We start from the raw sequence: 14742 nt of genomic DNA, 5'->3' as shown, positions 1-14742 counted from the left end.
TCGTGATTGAAATACAACATGGCGAGATGAAAATGCGAAAAGCAGGCCGAAGCCTGCTTTCAATAATGAACGAAACACTTACAAGTTCTTAAATTCACGTTGTACGTTGAAGGTGGAAGAAGTGACATATGCTTCAATGTCACGCACATCCTTTTCTATGTGATCCAACTCTAGTTCGACGTTGCGAAGCACTTGCTCTGGCGGTAAGCCCGCCTGCCATGATTTCTGTTTCACATTATGTTCTTTATAAACATACTGCTGTTGGCTACGTTCATCTGGCATCTTATCGAGAATAAGGCATGCAGCGACATACCCCACCAGAACAACAAAACCCAATCCTAATAAGAATGCAGAAACGGTAAGAATACGCACAAGCCAAACTTCTAGGCCAAAGTATTCTGCCACACCTGCACACACACCACCCAGCTTGCCATTTTTGGGGTCACGATAAAGCATCTTGCTCATTGCTTATGCCTCCACTGTGGTGCCTCTGCATCCAGGATTTTTTCCAGTGTTACAATACGCGTTTGCATATGTTCTGCACGAACAACGAGCGCCTGTAGCTTTTCCTGATCCTCACTGGATAAACCTTGCGACGCATGGCGCTTACTCCGATAGTGTAATATCAACCACAAAGGGGCAACAATCACCATGAACACAATTAATGGACCAACAATAAATCCCATCGACATTCGTTATCTCCTATTCGCGCAGCAAAACACATCCCAATCAATATAAAGGCTATCTTACTCTTTATCCTTAATATTTGCTTTGAGGCGCTCTAACTCTTTTTCAATTTCGTCTTGCGCTTGTAGATCCGCAAACTCTTGTTCTAGGTTTTTACCACGGCCAAGGTTATAGCTGTCTGCTTCGGCTTCCATTTCATCGATACGACGTTCATATTGTTCAAACTTCGACATTGCCTCGTCAACTTTACCGGTATCAAGTTGGCGACGGACATCGCGACGGTTACCCGCTGTTTTATGACGCATCACTAATGCTTGTTGACGAGCTCGCGTTTCTTGTAACTTACGCTCAAGTTCTGCCACTTCGCCAGAGAGTTTATTGATTGTGTCTTCAACCAGCTTGTACTCTTCGTTCAGCGTTAACACCACATCGCTCAGTTTTTGCTTTTCAATCAAAGCTGCACGTGCCAAGTCGTCACGGCCTTTTTGTAACGCTAGGCTCGCTTTTTGCTGCCAATCATCCGCTTGTGCTTGCAGTGATTCAATACGGCGGTGTAGTTCTTTCTTATCAGCTAAAGCGCGTGCAGACGATGTACGTACTTCGACTAATGTGTCTTCCATTTCCTGAATAATCAGGCGGATCATTTTTTGTGGATCTTCCGCTTTATCAAGCAGTGAATTAACGTTCGCGTTCACGATATCTGCAAAGCGTGAAAAAATACCCATAATGTCTCTCCTCGTTGAATGGACGAGTGCGAATTACCGTTTGGTGTGCACCCATCAAAAACTGTGTATCTAAAAGATATTCAACAAGCTGAGTGTAAATCTGGTCTAATTAATCAGCTGACTCACTTGTCATGCTTATAGATATATCAAGCTTCATGCCAACTTTTAATTTATTATTAATCAGACACTTAACTTTGCCTTTTATTTAACACACTGCTAGTGTGTGGAATATTACGCCAACAATTAGCGAGATTAACCATGCAAAAACAGGATAATTTAATTGGTGAGTCTGAAGCCTTTCTCAGTGTGCTAGATACAGCATCTCGGCTAGCTTCCCTTAATCGACCATTATTGATCCTTGGGGAACGAGGCACAGGTAAAGAGTTGATCGCACAACGAATACATTACTTATCAAAACGTTGGGATCAGCCATTAATCACGCTAAACTGCGCAGCGCTTAGTGAAGGCGTGATTGATTCTGAATTATTTGGCCATGAAGCAGGGGCATTCACTGGGGCTAAAGGTCGCCACCAAGGGCGCTTTGAGCGAGCAGAAGAAGGGACACTTTTCCTCGACGAACTCGCCACCGCTCCGCTTGGCGTACAAGAAAAACTATTACGCGTCATTGAGTATGGTGAATACGAACGGGTTGGTGGCAGTAAAACCTGCCAAGCCAATGTCCGTTTGATTTGTGCAACCAATGCGGATTTACCGCAACTCGCTCGCGATGGAAAATTTCGATCAGACCTCTTAGACCGCTTAGCATTCGATATTATTCATTTACCGCCACTGCGCGAACGACAAGAAGACATATTACCCTTAGCTGAATACTACGCGGTGAGAATGTGTCGAGAGATGGGCTACGGCTATTTCGCTGGATTCTCTTATGATGCACGCCGTGCTTTATTAGATTACCAGTGGCCGGGAAATATTCGGGAATTAAAAAATGTCGTTGAACGTTCTGTCTTTCGTCATAGCCAAGAAGATATCCCAATCGATGACATTATTACTGACCCATTTACTCCACCTTGGCAAGAAAATACACTTAAGAAAAATGACAGCCACTCCCCCATTACTCCACCAGCAAATGACGCTGTAGAGCCGCTACCACATACTGACCGTATACTGCCAACCTTGCCCATTGATTTTCGACAGTGGCAACAACAACAAGAAATCAGTGTAATTCAGCATGCATTAAAGCAATCTCAATTCAATCAACGCCGAGCCGCTGATCAGTTAGGATTGAGCTACCATCAATTAAGAGGACTACTTAGGAAATATCAACTTGTTGGTAGCGATCCAAGTCATTAGTGTCAGCGGTGAAAACTTCTCTCGTTTACGTTTAATTAGGTGGTCGACAATGTCCAACGTCGATTTTAGAAAAGAGCTCAGCACCCTCTATCGCTCTTCAGCAAATAAAGTTTTGTCATTGTGTATCCAAGATGGGCTTTCGAATGTGCCGTAAACCGTTCCCGACCACCACTTTAGGATAGTACGGTTGAACAATATGCCTACGGTTTAACAGCTAATATTGCTAAAACACGATATTTTCAATGGTTATTATCACTGCTGACTTGGTGCTTAGGAGAGAAAGTGATAAATTTGTATGCTTATTTTCACAAATACCCTTTCCTTATGAACGTCTTTAGTCGTTGCCTGCTCGCTTGTTGGGGGCTGGTTAGCTTAGTTGGCTGCCAAGAACCTCCCCAAGACAGCAATACGCGCAGCCGAGGTTTTATTTATTGTGGGCAAAATACGCCAGCCACATTTAACCCTCAGCTAACCGATAGTGGGCTCACTGCCGACACCTTAGCCGCTCAACTTTTTGACCGCTTACTACAACTTGATTCTGTCAGCCACCAACCGCTGCCAGGGCTCGCGCGTAGCTGGGATATCAGTGCCGATGGCTTAGTCTATACCTTCCACTTGCGCACTGGCGTTGAATTCCAGACGACCTCTTGGTTCAAACCCTCACGGCCGCTTAATGCGCAAGATGTTGTCTTCAGCTTTAAGCGAGTGATAGAACCTAACCATCCTTTTTACCAGGCATCTGGTGGTCGTTACCCATGGTTTGAAAGTATCGGCTTTAGCCACTTGATTAAAGATATTGAAGTTGTAGACACTAACACTGTCACCTTTACGCTGAATCGCCCTGATAATGCATTTTTATCAAACTTAGCGACAACATACGCTGTGATTTATTCTCAGGAGTATGGTCAACAACTACTAAAATCAGGTCAACTTGACCAACTAGACATGAAGCCAATCGGTTCTGGACCATTTTATTTAGACTCTTACGTACCTAATAATGTGATCCGCCTAAAACGCCATTGGGGATATTGGCGTGGTGCAGCCCCCATGGAGCAAGTTATCTTTGATATTGCATCCCATGGCACGGGAGACCTAGCAAAGTTACTGAGCAAAGAGTGTGATGTTTTATCCTCGCCCGTGGCCAGCCAGCTACCCGTCATTTCGGATGACCCAGAGTTTGAACTACTGGCGCAAACGGGTATGAATGTCGCTTTTCTTGCATTCAATAATGACAAAAATTCCGTAAAAAACATCACGGTTCGCCAAGCAATTAATGCTGCAATTAACCGCGAGAATCTACTTAATTCGGTATATTACGGTACAGGGACTGAAGCAAAAAGCCTGCTTCCCCCTATGTCATGGGCATATAACCACACCAGTAAAGCTCAAGGTTACAATCCTGAACTCGCTCGTGAACTATTAAAAAAAGCCGGTATTGAACCGGGCATGACACTAAGCTTGTTAGTTCCGCTCGCTCCTCGTCCTTATAACCCGAGCCCGAAGAAAACAGCAGAACTGATTCAAGCTGATCTTGCTGCGGTTGGCATTATTCTCAATGTCACGATTGAAAAGCAAGATCGCCTGAGCGCCATAAGTAATGACTTTGATATGGTATTAACAGGTTGGATTGCGGATAGCGGCGATCCTGATAACTTCTTACGACCTTTGCTATCGTGTGACGCAAAACAAGCCGGTTTGAATGTCGCAAACTGGTGTAATCTTTCGTTCGATAATTTGTTAGAGCTTGCTTCTCGCACCAATAAGCTTGATCAACGTGTCAGCTATTACCACCACGCTCAAGATGTTATCGACCAAGAAGTACCCATTGTTCCGTTGGCACATGGCGTGCATTTCCAAGTTCACCATCGTTCTCTTGGTGGCCTACAAATGAGTCCATTCGGTACACGATCTTTTTCTAGCGTGTACCGAAGCGAGTAATTACCATGTTTATTTATACTATCCGCCGGCTTAATCTTTTTATTATTACGCTCGCGATACTCACAATGATCGGGTTCAGTATTCTGCGCCTCGACCAAACATCGCTTTGGAGCAATCAACCCTTTTGGAGTGGTTGGCTTATTTATATCGAAAACCTGCTTGCCGGTAATTTAGGCCTCAATCAAGATGGTTCGCCTATTTTACAAGAAGTGCTAACGGTATTCCCCGCGACACTAGAACTGTGCTTCTTTGCGTTTGGTTTATCCCTGATTATTGGTATTCCACTAGGTACTTTAGCAGGTGTTCGCCAAGGTCGTCCTATCGACACAATCATTTCATCACTGGCATTAGTGGGTTATTCGATCCCGCTATTTTGGCTCGCGATGCTGCTTATATTGCTTTTTTCATTAAATTTAGGCTGGCTACCTGTCGCTGGGCGCTACAGCTTGTTGTATGAAATTCAGCATGTCACGGGGTTTGCAATTATCGATGTCTTGTTATCAGAAAAGCCGTATCGCGCAGAAGCGTTAATCGATGTTATCCATCATCTGATTTTACCCACTTTAGTTTTAGCAACAGCACCAACAACCGAAGTGATCCGCTTGACCCGTGCATCTGTCGCTGAAGTAATGACCCAAAACTACATCAAAGTAGCTCATACCAAAGGGCTGTCTACTTTTGAAATTATTATCCGTCACGTGAGAAAAAATGCTATTCCACCGATTATTCCAAAACTTGGTATGCAATTTTCAACCATGATGACTTTCGCGATGCTGACGGAGTCTATTTTCAACTGGCCGGGTATTGGCCGTTGGTTACTGGATGCAATCTCAGATCAAAACTATGTGGCTATTCAAGCTGGTGTTATTACGGTGGCGAGCTTTACTCTTATTGCCAACATCTTCTCTGACTTAACGGGCGCGGCAATAAACCCCCTAGTACGGAAGGAATGGTATGCCATCAAATAATATTTATCAGGAACAGAAAATCCCGACACAATGGGAGCGTTCTCGCCAAGACTTTCGTAGCAACTCTCTCGCGATGTTTGGTTTATGGTGCTTATGCTTAACGCTATTACTGACGCTAAGTGCACACTGGCTAGCCCCTTATTTGCCGCATATTCAAGTGGGCGAATTATTAATGCCACCATCGTGGGACCAATCTGGCCATGTGGAGTTTTTCTTCGGCACGGATGATCTTGGCCGTGATATTCTTAGCCGTTTACTATTAGGCTCTCAGCTAACGTTTGGCTATGCCTTACTAATCGCGTTTGCCTCTAGTGTGATTGGTATCTTTATTGGTGTGTTAGCAGGAATGACGCGTGGGCTTAAATCGAGCTTTCTCAACCACATCCTTGATACGGTATTATCGATTCCTTCCCTACTGCTGGCGATTATCGTCGTGGCTTATATGGGGCCAGGGGAAACCAATATCTTGTTTGCGATTTGGTTAGCCTTGATCCCTCGTTTTATTCGCGCTATTTATACTGCGGTACACAACGAAGTCGAAAAAGATTACATCATTGCTGCCCGCTTAGATGGTGCTAACGATTTCTATCTGCTGTATCACTCGATTTTACCCAACATTTTAACCACAATTACTACAGAGCTCACTCGTGCTATTTCCATTGCAATTTTAGATATTGCAGCACTTGGATTCCTTGGTTTAGGCGCACAAGCTCCATCTCCAGAGTGGGGAGCAATGCTAGGCGACTCCGTTGAGTTGATTTACCTTGCACCTTGGACCGTCACATTGCCAGGCCTTGCCATTATGTTCAGCGTATTAATTATTAACTTAGTTGGTGAAGGACTCCGCCAAGCCTTGAATGCGGGAATAGACTAATGCCATTACTGGATATACGTAACCTAACGATCGAAATCGATACCCCTCAAGGTATGGTTAAAGCCGTCGATCGCATGAGCTTAACGCTTAATGAAGGTGAAATTCGTGGCCTTGTTGGGGAATCAGGCTCTGGTAAAAGCTTGGTTGCAAAAGCCATTGCAGGGGTTAGCAAAGATAACTGGCGTATCAGTGCTGACCGTTTACGTCTTGGTAATATAGATCTTCTTACTTTATCACCACGTGAACGTCGTAAAATAGTTGGTCGTGAAATAGCGATGATTTTCCAAGAACCGTCATCGTGTCTGGATCCATCAGAACGTGTAGGCGATCAGCTAGAAGAAGCGATCCCGTCGTCGTCGTTTAACGGAAAATGGTGGCAACGTTTTCGTTGGCGTCAAAAGCAAGCCATTGCGCTATTGCATAAAGTCGGTATCAAAGAACACCGCCGTGTGATGAATAGCTACCCGTATGAATTAACGGATGGTGAGTGCCAAAAAGTGATGATTGCGATGGCAATTGCAAACCGCCCTCGCCTACTGATAGCCGATGAACCCACTAATGATCTTGATCCAATCACTCAAGCGCAAATTTTCCGCTTACTGAGCCGAATGAATCAACTGGGCAACACAACGATTCTATTAGTTAGCCATGACTTAACAACGGTCACTCAATGGGCTGACAAAATTACAGTGATGTACTGTGGTCAATCCGTCGAGTCTGGTAACCGAAAGCAATTAATAGAATCGCCACATCACCCGTATACCGAAGCATTATTACGAGCGATGCCTGATTTTAGTAAAGATATTCCGCACAAAAGTAAGTTAGAAACCTTGGCTGGCTCTATCCCACCGCTACAGCATTTGCCAATAGGCTGTCGCCTTGGACCACGTTGCCCACACGCACAACGCAAATGTGTAGAAGTACCTAAGCGACGGAAAATTAAAAACCATAAGTTTAGCTGCCATTTCCCGCTAAACATGGAGGACGGTAACAAATGAGTGCTTTACTTGAAGTCGAGAACTTAAAAAAAGATTATCACTACCGTTCGGGGTTATTTCGCCGCCGTACTATTGAAGCCGTTAAGCCGATTTCTTTCTCTTTAGAAGCAGGTGAAACCATGGCTTTTATGGGCGAGAACGGTTCAGGAAAATCAACACTCGCTAAAATGTTAGCCGGTGTGGTAGAACCGACAGAAGGTATCATCCGTGTTAACGGTGATCCTTTGTCGCCTAATGATTTTCAAACACGTTGTAAATTGATCCGAATGATTTTTCAGGATCCGAACACGTCACTTAACCCGCGCATCCAGATCGGGAAGATCCTTGAAGGTCCACTAAAACGAAATACCAATATGACGCCACAAGCTCGTGAACGCCGTATTATGGAGACCTTAAAGCGTGTCGGCCTATTACCTGAACATGCTTACTTCTACCCGCAAATGTTGGCAACAGGTCAAAAACAGCGTGTATCTTTAGCCCGTGCGTTAATCCTTCAGCCTTGTATTATCGTGGCTGATGAAGCTTTGAACGGCCTAGATATGTCGATGCGTTCGCAAATCATTAATTTATTATTTGAACTGCAAGAAGAGATGGGATTGTCGTACATTTATGTATCACAACACATGGGGGTAATTAAGCACTTTACTGACAAAGTCATGGTAATGCATGAAGGTGAAGTTGTGGAATCAGGCAAAACGGCCGATGTATTCAGCAACCCTCAGCATCCTTTAACGCAGAAGCTGTTAGATAGTCACTTTGCCGCGCCATCACACGACCGCAGTAGCCGTATTAGTGGCGCAACACCTAAGATTTGCTGCTAAATTAGGTTTTGGTACGGGCTGAATTAGCAGCCCGTATCAACCATATCTAAGGTGTAATTCCCCACAGAATTGGAACTCGGTGGCAGGTACATTACATAGCAATTCTGCTTTTTATTAGTGAAATTTCTCGGCATGATATAAAGCCCATCCTTGCCAGGAGAGGGGTTATGCCACATCCACTCATACTTACTAGCATCCTCATAAGGCACTTCCCCGAACTCACCCACCAATAGTTCGCTCCAAACGTCTTTATATCGACTCTTAGGATAACCATAAATTACCATAATCGAACGACCATTCATGGCCACAGCACCAGATGCGGACTGATCAAGCCCGCTGATTATCGATTTCGCGTAAACTTGTTCTGATGCAGATGCCATAGCGGCTTTCATCCCAGCAAGTGTTGCTTTACGGGCGTCGTGCTGCAAATCAAGAAAACGCGGTGCTGCCGTAACGGCTAAAATTCCGAGAATAACAATAACAATGACTAGCTCAATCAAGGTGAAACCTCGAATACCGCTACTTTTAATCATATTTGCCAGTTACTTATATAGCCAGAGGGAATGACGACATTTTGACACATGGCATAATGACTCGACAAATATAAATTTCGATTATTGCTAATCAACAACAAAAAAACGCCTCACATTGCTGCGAGGCGTTATTTTAAAAATTATGACTAAGGCTAATTATACTAACGATGAATTAATCTCAGCTAACACAGCGGCTGGGTCTATCGCTTTTGTAATAGGACGACCAATGACAAGGTAATCAGAACCCGCTTGTACTGCTTCAGTCGGTGTCATCACACGACGCTGATCACCCGCAGCACTACCAGCAGGGCGAATCCCAGGGGTAATTAGCTTAAATTCTTGGCCAAGCTGCGCTTTTAGCATTGATGCTTCTTGCGCTGAGCAAACTACACCGTCTAAGCCGCTGTTCTTAGTCAAGTTGGCAAGGTTTAATACATGCTCTTGTGGCGCACACTGGATACCCACACCCGCTAAGTCAGATGCTTCCATACTTGTCAGTACCGTTACTGCTATCAGTAATGGGCGATCTTTACCATAAGGTTCCAGAATTTCACGTGATGCGGCCATCATGCGCTCACCACCTGTCGCGTGAACATTCACCATCCACACTCCCATATCAGCAGCAGCAGCTACGGCGCGGGAACATGTATTGGGAATATCATGAAACTTTAAGTCTAGAAATACAGAATGACCCCGATCATGCAGTTTACGCACAAAGTCAGGGCCAAAATAAGTAAACATCTCTTTGCCAACTTTAAGTCGACAACTTCCCGGTTCAATACGGTCAACAAAAGCTAACGCATCATCTTGGTTTGGGTAGTCGAGAGCGACAATCACTTTTGGGTCTAACATTGCATCTCCTGCTTTATCAATAAATCAGTCACGTACAGTTTCCTGTCTGCGGCAGGATTGTACATGAAAATTGTTTTTTTACGAGATTTAATTGCTTTTGCCGACAAAGAGGACAAAAACAGCACCATTCATCATTAGCCAATCGTTTGTTATCGTCAATAAAATTTCAACCACTCTAAATGCAGCATCAAAAATCCAATAAAAAATAAAGTAATGAATTTAGAACAAAAAAGACCATCTTTTACCTATAAAAAAGCCCACTCAAATCAAAAGTGGGCTCTAAGCTATAAAACATTGACCAAATCAAACATTATTCACCATCTAAACCACGGATTGGCTTAACGGTACCCCAACGTTTACAAGATGGGCACTGCCAATATAAAGAGTGGGTAGCAAAACCACAGTTGCGGCAACGATAATGAGGCTTAAGTTTAAGCTGCTCACCCACCAACTTACGCAGCGATGTTAAACTGTCTTTAGCTCGACCATCTTCGGCTTCATCAAGGTGGTAATCCATCAACTGATAAAAACCCTTCATGGTCGGATTTTTAGTGAGCTGACGCGTCATAAATGCCTGAGCGAGCGCAGCACCATCATGCTTAAAGATCTCATCAGCCAACATCAGCTCGGCGGTAGCACCAGCTTTGTGATCGACCGAATTTTGCAGGTATTTAATCCATGCAGTTTCATTCCCCATTGCTTCATAGCATTGAAGCAATAACGGCAATCCTTCACTTATAAAATCAACATCTTGTTCAGCAATACGTTCTAACTGTTTTGCAGCTGATTTATATTCTTTTTCAGAGATCATAATACGTGCGGTCGCTATAGTCGCACGTACGCAGGTTTTATCTGCTGATAAGGCTTTTTTAAGGTGCTGCTTGGCCTTGTCCGGGTTTTGAGCACCAAGTTCTAACATCGATAATTCACACCAATAATGTGCAATATCGTGCTTTAACTTTGTCTTACCCATTTTAACAAGTTGCGTCGCCATCTCTATCGCGTGTTCCCATTCACGGGTTTGCTGATAGATAGAAAGTAATTGTTGAAGGGCTGCTTTACGATGATCGGGCTCATCAAGCAATTGTTGAAAAATCTTTTCAGCGCGATCAAGAAAACCTGCGGCCATGTAATCTTTTGCTAATTGTTGCAACGCAAGATTACGCTGATCAATTGTTAGATTCGGGCGAGCGATAAGATTTTGGTGAATGCGAATTGCGCGATCAACTTCACCTCGACTACGAAAAAGGTTTCCGAGTGCAAGGTGAGTGTCGATTGTTTCACTATCAACCTGTAGCAGCTCAATAAATAAATCTACGGCTTTGTCTGATTGATCAGAGAGTAATAGATTTAAACCCGTCACGTATTGACGTGACATGTGATGAGACTGCTCTTGGCGATCGTTACGTGCGTTCCTGTTACCCATATACCAGCCATAAGCGGCAGCAATGGGTAATAACAGGAACAACAACTCAAGCATTAATTAGTCCTTCGCTGGTGCGGCACGAAGCTGCTCCAACTCTTTTTGTTGCTTAGCAACTTTTTTAGTCAGTAGATTTTTTGAAACACGCGCTTTTAAATATAGAAGGCCACAAATCAACCAACCGATAGCAAAACCACCACCGAATGCAATACCAAGCAATGTTGATAACTGGAACTCACCTTGAGCAACAAGGTAATTGAAATTCACCAGCTCTTGGTTTTGTGCCCCAAGCGCTAAGGTGATCAGAAAGCAGACTATGAGTAGCAGAATGCCAATTATTTTCATCGTGAATCCTCTCACTTAATCCATCAAAGTTCGATTATATCAAACGGAACATCCAATGATTATGCAGCAACTCGCGACCAAAATCATTAAGTAACGACACAATTCCGCACGTTCTCTGAACACTTAGCTCTCAATATTGATATATTCATAATAATAAACAATTTTCACTTAAGAAATAGTAACTTAGGAATAATTATCAATTAGAAATAATGCCGTGAAGCCATTTTAGAATATGCTGTCAGTCAGCAAACAGTAGAACTCAAATTTTAGGCATAAAAAAACGGCATACAATGTATGCCGTTTTTGTCAGAACCGTGGTTAACCTGCCAGAGACAAATTAACACGATCGCGTAATTCTTTACCTGGCTTAAAGTGAGGAACGTACTTGCCGTCCAACTCAACCTTATCACCAGTTTTAGGGTTGCGACCTACACGGGGAGCACGGTAATGCAACGAGAAGCTACCAAAGCCACGGATCTCAATACGATCGCCCTCTTCGAGGGTGCCCGCCATGTGCTCAAGGATATCCTTGATTGCATCTTCTACCTGTTTGGCAGAAAGATGTGTTTGTTGACTACATAGCCTTTCAATTAATTCAGACTTTGTCATAAACACTCCGGTTTTTAGTATGTTTCTCAATAGTATAACCGTTTAGGGAGAAAATGCTAAAACGCTTTTTCTCCCTAAGCTCAATTACTCGCCTTTAGCTGCTTTGAATGCATCAGCCATAGCGCTACCGAACGAAGCATCATCTTGCTTGTTCAGAGTAGCCATTGCTTCTTGCTCTTCAGCAACATCTTTAGCGCGTACAGATAGGTTGATTACGCGGTTCTTACGGTCAACGCCTGTGAATTTAGCTTCAACAGAATCGCCAACAGAAAGAACTAGAGTTGCGTCTTCAACACGGTCAACAGATGCTTCAGAAGCACGTAGGTAACCTTCAACGCCTTCAATTAGCTCAACTGTTGCGCCTTTCGCGTCAACTGCAGTAACAGTACCGGTAACTAGAGCACCTTTCTTGTTAACTGCAACGTAGCCGTTGAATGGGTCTTCTTCGATTTGCTTAACGCCTAGAGAGATACGCTCACGCTCTGCGTCAACTGCAAGAACTACTGCAGAAATTTCGTCGCCTTTCTTGAAGTCACGAACTGCGTCTTCACCAGAAACATTCCAAGAAATGTCAGATAGGTGAACTAGACCGTCGATGCCGCCTTCAAGACCGATGAAGATACCGAAATCAGTGATAGACTTGATCTTACCAGTTACTTTATCGCCCTTAGCTTGCATTTCTGCAAATGACTGCCATGGGTTAGCTTTACACTGCTTAAGACCTAGGCTGATACGACGACGTTCTTCGTCGATATCAAGAACCATAACTTCAACTTCGTCGCCCACGTTAACAACTTTTGATGGGTGGATGTTTTTGTTAGTCCAATCCATCTCAGAAACGTGTACAAGACCTTCAACGCCTTCTTCGATTTCAACGAAGCAGCCGTAGTCAGTTAGGTTAGTTACGCGACCAGATAGCTTAGTGCTTTCTGGGTAACGCTTAGCGATTGCAACCCATGGATCTTCGCCAAGTTGCTTAAGACCTAGTGATACGCGAGTACGCTCACGGTCGAACTTAAGAACTTTAACGTTGATTTCGTCACCAACATTAACGATTTCACTTGGGTGCTTAACGCGTTTCCAAGCCATATCAGTAATGTGTAGAAGACCGTCAACACCGCCAAGATCAACGAAAGCACCGTAGTCAGTAAGGTTCTTAACGATACCTTTAACTTCCATGCCTTCTTGTAGAGATGCAAGTAGCTCATCACGCTCAACACTGTTTTCAGATTCGATAACTGCGCGGCGAGAAACAACAACGTTGTTGCGCTTCTGATCAAGCTTGATTACTTTGAACTCTAGCTCTTTGTTTTCAAGGTGAGCAGTGTCACGAATTGGGCGTACGTCTACTAGAGAACCTGGTAGGAACGCACGGATGCCGTTAAGTTCAACTGTGAAGCCGCCCTTAACTTTACCGTTGATGATACCAACAACAGTTTCAGCTTCTTCGTAAGCTTTCTCAAGCTGGATCCAAGCTTCGTGACGCTTAGCTTTCTCACGAGAAAGTTTAGTCTCACCGAAACCATCTTCGATCGCGTCAAGAGCAACATCTACTTGTGCGCCAACTTCGATTTCAAGTTCGCCAGCAGCGTTCTTGAATTCTTCAGCAGGGATAGATGACTCAGACTTAAGGCCAGCATCAACAAGAACGTAACCGTTCTCGATAGCTACTACAGTACCTTTAACGATCGCGCCTGGGCGTGTTTCGATTTCGTTTAGAGACTCTTCAAAGAGTAAAGCAAAAGATTCAGTCATTATTTAATCTTCAATTTGATAAACAACCATGGGTATCCTACCGCATGGGGTTGATATAAAAGTCAGTTATCTTCCTTGACACCGACGCCGCCTTGCTGATTATTCAACAAGACAATTTTTGTTCAATATAAGCGAGAGCTTGTGCTGTCACTTCCTCTATCGAAAGTTCAGTAGAGTCTAGCACTAAAGCATCATCAGCGGGACGCAGAGGAGCAACCGCACGGTTACGATCTCTATAATCGCGTTCTTGAATCTCGCCTAAAAGGGTGACAAAGTTAACATCTATGCCTTTATTTTGCAACTGATTCATACGACGATTAGCACGTTCTTCCGCACTCGCATCAAGGAAGATTTTCACCTCCGCTTGAGGGAAAACAACCGTGCCCATATCGCGGCCATCAGCCACTAGACCTGGCGCTTCACTAAATGCACGTTGGCGACGTAACAATGCTTCACGTACACGTGGAAGTGCTGCAATTTTTGATGCTGCATTTGCAACATCTTGCGTGCGCAAAGTGGGGGATACATCCTCACCTTCTAAGATCACTTTCACCAAGTCACCTTCAGCGACAAACTGCACATCTAAGTGGGCAGCCAGCACAACTAACGCTTCTTCTGACTCAAGATCAACACCATGGTGCAGAGCAGCAAGCGCTAGTACGCGATAAATAGCGCCAGAATCTAAAAGATTCCAACCTAACTTGTCAGCTAAAAGCATACATAGTGTGCCTTTACCTGCACCGCTGGGGCCATCAACCGTGATTACTGGTGAATGTGTAGACATAGAGTATCTCCGAATATTTTCACAATCGTTAATATTAATCGCTTAATTTTGCATAGCAAAAAAGCAGCAACAACAAAGTTAAGCCATCAATCAAACGGGCGAAGATTATACGTGATTTT

At 43.9% G+C, this 14742-nt stretch carries 15 protein-coding genes and 1 pseudogene; 6 read left to right on the top strand and 10 right to left on the bottom strand.

The window, feature by feature from the left end; translation table 11 throughout:
• Positions 1–78: 78 nt before the first annotated feature.
• Genes pspC through pspA form a run of 3 tightly spaced genes read right to left on the bottom strand, consistent with a single transcriptional unit; the run spans position 79 to position 1412 of the window.
• The gene (gene pspC, locus OCU87_RS06100; protein WP_062688648.1) at positions 79–465 is read right to left on the bottom strand and encodes an envelope stress response membrane protein PspC; all 387 of its coding nucleotides are present in this window, start codon (positions 463–465) and stop codon (positions 79–81) included.
• Positions 462–692: an envelope stress response membrane protein PspB gene (gene pspB, locus OCU87_RS06095; RefSeq protein WP_094957366.1), complete on the bottom strand. Its 231-nt coding sequence runs from the start codon at positions 690–692 to the stop codon at positions 462–464. Before pspB ends, pspC begins: the two co-directional genes overlap by 4 nt.
• A gap of 54 nt (positions 693–746) precedes the next feature.
• Positions 747–1412, bottom strand: a complete 666-nt coding sequence (pspA, locus tag OCU87_RS06090; RefSeq protein ID WP_048897063.1) for a phage shock protein PspA — start codon at positions 1410–1412, stop codon at positions 747–749.
• A 258-nt stretch (positions 1413–1670) separates the two neighbouring features.
• Here pspA and pspF point away from each other — a divergent pair, with 258 nt between their 5' ends.
• From pspF to OCU87_RS06060, 6 genes are all read left to right on the top strand, one after another.
• A complete protein-coding gene (pspF, locus tag OCU87_RS06085; RefSeq protein ID WP_261858002.1) occupies positions 1671–2723 on the top strand; it encodes a phage shock protein operon transcriptional activator in 1053 nt (350 codons plus the stop codon).
• Between the two features lie 324 nt (positions 2724–3047).
• Positions 3048–4661 carry an ABC transporter substrate-binding protein SapA gene (gene sapA, locus OCU87_RS06080; protein ID WP_261858347.1) on the top strand — a complete coding sequence of 538 codons (1614 nt, stop codon included), beginning with the start codon at positions 3048–3050 and terminating at the stop codon, positions 4659–4661.
• A gap of 5 nt (positions 4662–4666) precedes the next feature.
• Complete coding sequence (locus OCU87_RS06075) at positions 4667–5629, top strand: ABC transporter permease (protein ID WP_094957364.1); 963 nt, start codon at positions 4667–4669, stop codon at positions 5627–5629.
• Positions 5616–6503 carry a putrescine export ABC transporter permease SapC gene (gene sapC / locus OCU87_RS06070; RefSeq protein ID WP_094957363.1) on the top strand — a complete coding sequence of 296 codons (888 nt, stop codon included), beginning with the start codon at positions 5616–5618 and terminating at the stop codon, positions 6501–6503. Before OCU87_RS06075 ends, sapC begins: the two co-directional genes overlap by 14 nt.
• On the top strand, positions 6503–7501 hold the full coding sequence (locus tag OCU87_RS06065) for a peptide ABC transporter ATP-binding protein (RefSeq protein ID WP_062688645.1): 999 nt from the start codon (positions 6503–6505) through the stop codon (positions 7499–7501). The genes sapC and OCU87_RS06065 overlap by 1 nt, the downstream gene beginning before the upstream one ends.
• Positions 7498–8322: a peptide ABC transporter ATP-binding protein gene (locus OCU87_RS06060; protein ID WP_062688643.1), complete on the top strand. Its 825-nt coding sequence runs from the start codon at positions 7498–7500 to the stop codon at positions 8320–8322. Before OCU87_RS06065 ends, OCU87_RS06060 begins: the two co-directional genes overlap by 4 nt.
• Positions 8323–8743: 421 nt before the next feature.
• Here OCU87_RS06060 and OCU87_RS25035 read toward each other — a convergent pair.
• The 7 genes and pseudogenes from OCU87_RS25035 to cmk all read right to left on the bottom strand — a co-directional run.
• Positions 8744–8855: pseudogene (locus OCU87_RS25035) on the bottom strand (type IV pilin protein); the annotation flags it as partial.
• A 156-nt stretch (positions 8856–9011) separates the two neighbouring features.
• A complete protein-coding gene (gene pyrF, locus OCU87_RS06050; protein WP_062688639.1) occupies positions 9012–9707 on the bottom strand; it encodes an orotidine-5'-phosphate decarboxylase in 696 nt (231 codons plus the stop codon).
• A gap of 310 nt (positions 9708–10017) precedes the next feature.
• Complete coding sequence (lapB, locus tag OCU87_RS06045) at positions 10018–11187, bottom strand: lipopolysaccharide assembly protein LapB (protein ID WP_062688637.1); 1170 nt, start codon at positions 11185–11187, stop codon at positions 10018–10020.
• A gap of 3 nt (positions 11188–11190) precedes the next feature.
• Positions 11191–11475, bottom strand: a complete 285-nt coding sequence (locus OCU87_RS06040; RefSeq protein ID WP_048897053.1) for a LapA family protein — start codon at positions 11473–11475, stop codon at positions 11191–11193.
• Positions 11476–11793: 318 nt separating this feature from the next.
• Positions 11794–12084 (bottom strand): integration host factor subunit beta, encoded by a 291-nt coding sequence (ihfB, locus tag OCU87_RS06035; protein WP_062688635.1) that lies wholly within the window; start codon positions 12082–12084, stop codon positions 11794–11796.
• 84 nt (positions 12085–12168) lie between these two features.
• Positions 12169–13839: a 30S ribosomal protein S1 gene (rpsA, locus tag OCU87_RS06030; RefSeq protein ID WP_062688634.1), complete on the bottom strand. Its 1671-nt coding sequence runs from the start codon at positions 13837–13839 to the stop codon at positions 12169–12171.
• A gap of 103 nt (positions 13840–13942) precedes the next feature.
• Positions 13943–14623 (bottom strand): (d)CMP kinase, encoded by a 681-nt coding sequence (cmk, locus tag OCU87_RS06025; protein WP_062688632.1) that lies wholly within the window; start codon positions 14621–14623, stop codon positions 13943–13945.
• Positions 14624–14742: the final 119 nt, after the last annotated feature.

This window comes from Photobacterium sanguinicancri (genome assembly GCF_024346675.1).
Taxonomy (GTDB): domain Bacteria; phylum Pseudomonadota; class Gammaproteobacteria; order Enterobacterales; family Vibrionaceae; genus Photobacterium; species Photobacterium sanguinicancri.
This window is presented reverse-complemented; position numbering and strand designations above follow the sequence as displayed.

What these genes read in the sequence shown, in the direction of transcription:
- OCU87_RS06075 (WP_094957364.1), top strand. Translation starts at nt 4,667, where the DNA reads ATGTTTATTTATACTATCCGCCGGCTTAATCTTTTTATTATTACGCTC.
- pspB (WP_094957366.1), bottom strand. Translation starts at nt 692, where the DNA reads ATGTCGATGGGATTTATTGTTGGTCCATTAATTGTGTTCATGGTGATT.
- ihfB (WP_062688635.1), bottom strand. Translation starts at nt 12,084, where the DNA reads ATGACAAAGTCTGAATTAATTGAAAGGCTATGTAGTCAACAAACACAT.
- pspA (WP_048897063.1), bottom strand. Translation starts at nt 1,412, where the DNA reads ATGGGTATTTTTTCACGCTTTGCAGATATCGTGAACGCGAACGTTAAT.
- pspC (WP_062688648.1), bottom strand. Translation starts at nt 465, where the DNA reads ATGAGCAAGATGCTTTATCGTGACCCCAAAAATGGCAAGCTGGGTGGT.
- rpsA (WP_062688634.1), bottom strand. Translation starts at nt 13,839, where the DNA reads ATGACTGAATCTTTTGCTTTACTCTTTGAAGAGTCTCTAAACGAAATC.
- lapB (WP_062688637.1), bottom strand. Translation starts at nt 11,187, where the DNA reads ATGCTTGAGTTGTTGTTCCTGTTATTACCCATTGCTGCCGCTTATGGC.
- OCU87_RS06040 (WP_048897053.1), bottom strand. Translation starts at nt 11,475, where the DNA reads ATGAAAATAATTGGCATTCTGCTACTCATAGTCTGCTTTCTGATCACC.
- sapC (WP_094957363.1), top strand. Translation starts at nt 5,616, where the DNA reads ATGCCATCAAATAATATTTATCAGGAACAGAAAATCCCGACACAATGG.
- cmk (WP_062688632.1), bottom strand. Translation starts at nt 14,623, where the DNA reads ATGTCTACACATTCACCAGTAATCACGGTTGATGGCCCCAGCGGTGCA.
- pyrF (WP_062688639.1), bottom strand. Translation starts at nt 9,707, where the DNA reads ATGTTAGACCCAAAAGTGATTGTCGCTCTCGACTACCCAAACCAAGAT.
- sapA (WP_261858347.1), top strand. Translation starts at nt 3,048, where the DNA reads ATGAACGTCTTTAGTCGTTGCCTGCTCGCTTGTTGGGGGCTGGTTAGC.
- pspF (WP_261858002.1), top strand. Translation starts at nt 1,671, where the DNA reads ATGCAAAAACAGGATAATTTAATTGGTGAGTCTGAAGCCTTTCTCAGT.
- OCU87_RS06065 (WP_062688645.1), top strand. Translation starts at nt 6,503, where the DNA reads ATGCCATTACTGGATATACGTAACCTAACGATCGAAATCGATACCCCT.
- OCU87_RS06060 (WP_062688643.1), top strand. Translation starts at nt 7,498, where the DNA reads ATGAGTGCTTTACTTGAAGTCGAGAACTTAAAAAAAGATTATCACTAC.